This window comes from Thermococcus sp. (genome assembly GCF_027012695.1).
In the GTDB taxonomy this organism is placed as follows: Archaea; Methanobacteriota_B; Thermococci; order Thermococcales; family Thermococcaceae; genus Thermococcus.
In genome coordinates, this window is sequence record NZ_JALUYR010000039.1 from 1 (window position 1) to 3,505 (window position 3,505).

Here is a 3,505-nt window from a genome sequence, read left to right on the forward strand (position 1 = left end):
GAACCCCAGGACCACCACAAGATTTATGAGCATTTGATTCGTACCCCACCATGGAGATGACCTCCAATTATTATGGATCCCTTGAGATCCGGAGGAGGTTTACGCCCTTTTTCTACCATAATCATTGCAGGAAGAGAATAAAAATCTTCCGGAGGATAAGGACTAAAACCAGTCAAAAAAGTTGATCTGATTTTAAGAGGAGCCTAATAGGTGTATTAAATACACTTGAGAGAGATTTAACTAAAAAAAGTTTAGTCCAAGCATTTCAAAAGCAATAATGAAAGAGGGAAAGAGAACTAGAATAAGAGAGAAGAAAGGGCAGAAACTCAGGAGAAGGATTCTAAGGAGGAAAGATAGAAGAGAAAGACAAAGAGCACAAGAACCAGCCAAGGGGGAACCTTAACATAGAGCTCCAAGGAAGAGGAAGGATACCTGGAGACCAATAGGGCCAAGCTCAATAAAGTGAGTAAGGAGGACCTTCTCAGTTTCCTCATTGATGTCACCAATATTACATAAAGAGAATTTGGTTTAAACCAAGGAAAATTCCAGGGTGGCAACTCAACATTGAACCACCAACATAGGGGGAATTTCTTCCCAGGATCCAAACTCAGAGAGTTAATAGGATTGTTAAAGTTAGACCCAGGAAGAAGAGAGAAGAGAAGAAAACAAGGAGAAAACAGGAAGGAGAAAGGACATAATAGCATATTAATAAGGCTCCCCAGGGAACACCACAAAAACAAAAGCCACCTTAAAGCCTTCTAATACAGATTGCGGAGAGTCCCAGGGATCACCGCAAAAAGAAGAGCTCAAAGGGAGGAATCCAAGAGCTCATCCCACCCAAGGGCCTTGACTCCCTGAGTGATAAGATACTGAACAGCGGAAGATTCCGTAATAAGGTGCTTTGGAACACCCAGAGAGCGGGAAAGCTCCTCTTTTGCCCTCTCAATAGCCTTAAGATGGAGAGGAGAGAGGGTAACGGTAGTTCGGTAAAAAGAGGATTTAGCTATCTTGGTCGCCATTCCCACCACCGGAGGACTCCGGTTCAATGTAAATGATGTGGGACTTGTTCACCACCAACTTACGCCCATCATCGGTGTAGATCTTCACCCAAAAAGGATCCTTAGTCCCCAAAGTCCCCGAGACCTTCTCCCCAGTGATCAAAACCAGAGTAGCCCTCTGATTATGAAGAGTGGCCACGTAATTAGCGGTTTGGAAGAAGTTCCACCCACGACTCTCACGAACTTCGACAACCTCAGGCTTACGGACCTTAATGAGGGTCTTCCCGATACGGAAGGACGCCCAGGACTCCTTAGGCTTACTCTTACCCTTCTTGGAACCCTTAGACTTGGAAGGGGTCTCCGAGGACTCAGAGGAAGATCCAGAGGAAGCAAGAGGGAGAAGAGTATTCATAGCCCTATGCTCCCTGGAGATATGAGCTTCTACCACCTTCCGAGTCATAGCAGTAAAACCACAAACAGGACACTTCCAGACTCCACCCTCCTTGACAGGTTCAAGACTCTCCACCACTCTGATCACCTCCAACAGTAATGAACTCAGGATCGGGAGGATCTTCCCAATAGGGATCCATAAAGAGGAGGAAGTCAATAGTCTTATGCCTATCCGAGAGAAGAACCAGAGAGGGATTAGACTCCAAGAACTTCCAGAGCGGAATATCTTCCTCAACAGTAACGAACTTGTAGCCAATGATACGCTTCCCATAGAGACCTTCCAAGATGTGAATTATCCTCTCCTCAGTTATCCGCTCCCTAGATAACATCCCATCAGCCTTCCGCTGAGCTTCTTCAAAGAGAATATCAAAGGCTCTATCAGGATCCTCAAGGAGAGACCTAAGGCGATCCCTCTCAGCCCTAAGGGCCTCAGCCTTTTCCTCCAGAGACCGACGAAGAGCGGAGAACTCCTCAGAATCCAAAACGAGGAGTTCATCCTCAACGAGACGTAACATCTCCTCAACCTCCTCCAACTTTTTCTGAATAGCCGAAACAGAAATAGAGGTAAGATAACGCCTAAGATTCGTCAAAAAGCCATACCTCTCCGTTCTATTCTCATAACCAAACACAAAACGGACAAAATCAAGATCCACATCCTCACGGAAGGGATTCCGCTCATAGAAGTTAGCATAGTTCACGAACATTTTACGGGCATTGTAACGGAGCTCAAAGAGAACCTCCACATAATCATGAGGAAGGGAGTAGTAGCGGTCCCCAGCATAGATGTTAAACTCCTTAGTAAGGGTCTCACCGGAGAGAACCTCACCAAAAGCCTCAATGAGACGAGACTTCCAAAGGTCCTTAAGCTTTTGGAGATCTTCCTCGGAGAGGAGAGGATTAAGACGATACCAAGACTTGGAAGCCTTATCATAAACCACAAAGGGAACAGCCACGTGAGAATGAACGTGAGGCTCAAAGGGGTTAGAATCACCCGTTATGTGAACGTTCAAAGTGAACCCAGGGACAAAATCACCCTTCCGAATAGAGAGACCCTCCTTCTCAGAGAGATACATGAGGAAGGACCTAATAGTCTCAGCACTCACCTTTTTGAAGGTCTTAAGAGCGGAATAATCGTCAAAGAACTTTATCCGATACCAGATAAAGAGACTAACCTCCTTTGGAGGAGTTAGAACGAAAAAGCGGAGAGGAAGGAGACTATTAGCGGTTACATATTTACCCTTATGAGAGGAGAGGAGGAACCCATCAAGGAGCTCCTGAAGGATGAGGAGATCCCGAGTAATACGTCTCCCTTCCTGGGACCCTTTGGAGATACCCTTAACGGGGTGATACTTGGAAGCCATAACCTTGGAAACGTAGGAGAGCTTAAGGGAGGAGCGAGAAGAATCATCAAACTCCAAATCCACAACAGAGGAGTTCACCCAAACCGAGATACCAACATCAGAGGGATCAATACCGAGAAGACGGCAAAGACGGACGTAACCAGCGGGAACGTCCATAATGAAGCGATCCCCATAGAGAGCGGAACGAGAGTGAACGAACTCCAAGAGCTTACGAGCAGTCCTAAGAAGCTTCTCCCGTTCCTCCAACAATATGGAACGCTCCTCCTCAGAAAGACGCCACCGCTGAAGCCTCCTCTCAATGTAAAAGAGACGCCTCTTAAGCTTGTAGAGATCCACCCGAACTTTTCCCTGAGACTCAAACTTAAGACGCTCAAGCCTACCAGTCACGGACCGATAGAAAGAGTAGACCTCCAAAGTGGGGGTTACCGTGAGACCACGCCCACCCTTTGAATGCTCACCCTCATTGGTTGTGGATATATGAACATAAACGCCGAGCGACCTTTGAGTTGAGCCAGGTTCCTGGAGAGGGGAGGGTGAGCAACTCGGTGAGCTAACCATAGAAGGAGAAGGAACCCCAGGACCACCACAAGATTTATGAGCATTTGATTCGTACCCCACCATGGAGATGACCTCCAATTATTATGGATCCCTTGAGATCCGGAGGAGGTTTACGCCCTTTTTCTACCATAATCATTG

General features: G+C 46.6%; 5 protein-coding genes. 2 read left to right on the plus strand and 3 right to left on the minus strand.

Annotated features, from left to right (window positions below; all coding sequences use genetic code 11):
• Positions 1 to 806: 806 nt before the first annotated feature.
• Genes MV985_RS02210 through MV985_RS02220 form a run of 3 tightly spaced genes read right to left on the minus strand, consistent with a single transcriptional unit; the run spans position 807 to position 2,401 of the window.
• The gene (locus MV985_RS02210) at positions 807 to 1,019 is read right to left on the minus strand and encodes a hypothetical protein (RefSeq protein ID WP_297460070.1); all 213 of its coding nucleotides are present in this window, start codon (positions 1,017 to 1,019) and stop codon (positions 807 to 809) included.
• Complete coding sequence (locus MV985_RS02215) at positions 1,000 to 1,527, minus strand: hypothetical protein (RefSeq protein WP_297460072.1); 528 nt, start codon at positions 1,525 to 1,527, stop codon at positions 1,000 to 1,002. The genes MV985_RS02210 and MV985_RS02215 overlap by 20 nt, the downstream gene beginning before the upstream one ends.
• Complete coding sequence (locus MV985_RS02220) at positions 1,511 to 2,401, minus strand: hypothetical protein (RefSeq protein WP_297460073.1); 891 nt, start codon at positions 2,399 to 2,401, stop codon at positions 1,511 to 1,513. Before MV985_RS02220 ends, MV985_RS02215 begins: the two co-directional genes overlap by 17 nt.
• Here MV985_RS02220 and MV985_RS02225 point away from each other — a divergent pair, their 5' ends adjacent.
• Both MV985_RS02225 and MV985_RS02230 read left to right on the plus strand, forming a co-directional pair.
• Complete coding sequence (locus MV985_RS02225) at positions 2,402 to 2,638, plus strand: hypothetical protein (RefSeq protein ID WP_297460076.1); 237 nt, start codon at positions 2,402 to 2,404, stop codon at positions 2,636 to 2,638.
• Positions 2,639 to 2,689: 51 nt separating this feature from the next.
• Positions 2,690 to 3,259: a hypothetical protein gene (locus MV985_RS02230; RefSeq protein ID WP_297460078.1), complete on the plus strand. Its 570-nt coding sequence runs from the start codon at positions 2,690 to 2,692 to the stop codon at positions 3,257 to 3,259.
• Positions 3,260 to 3,505: the final 246 nt, after the last annotated feature.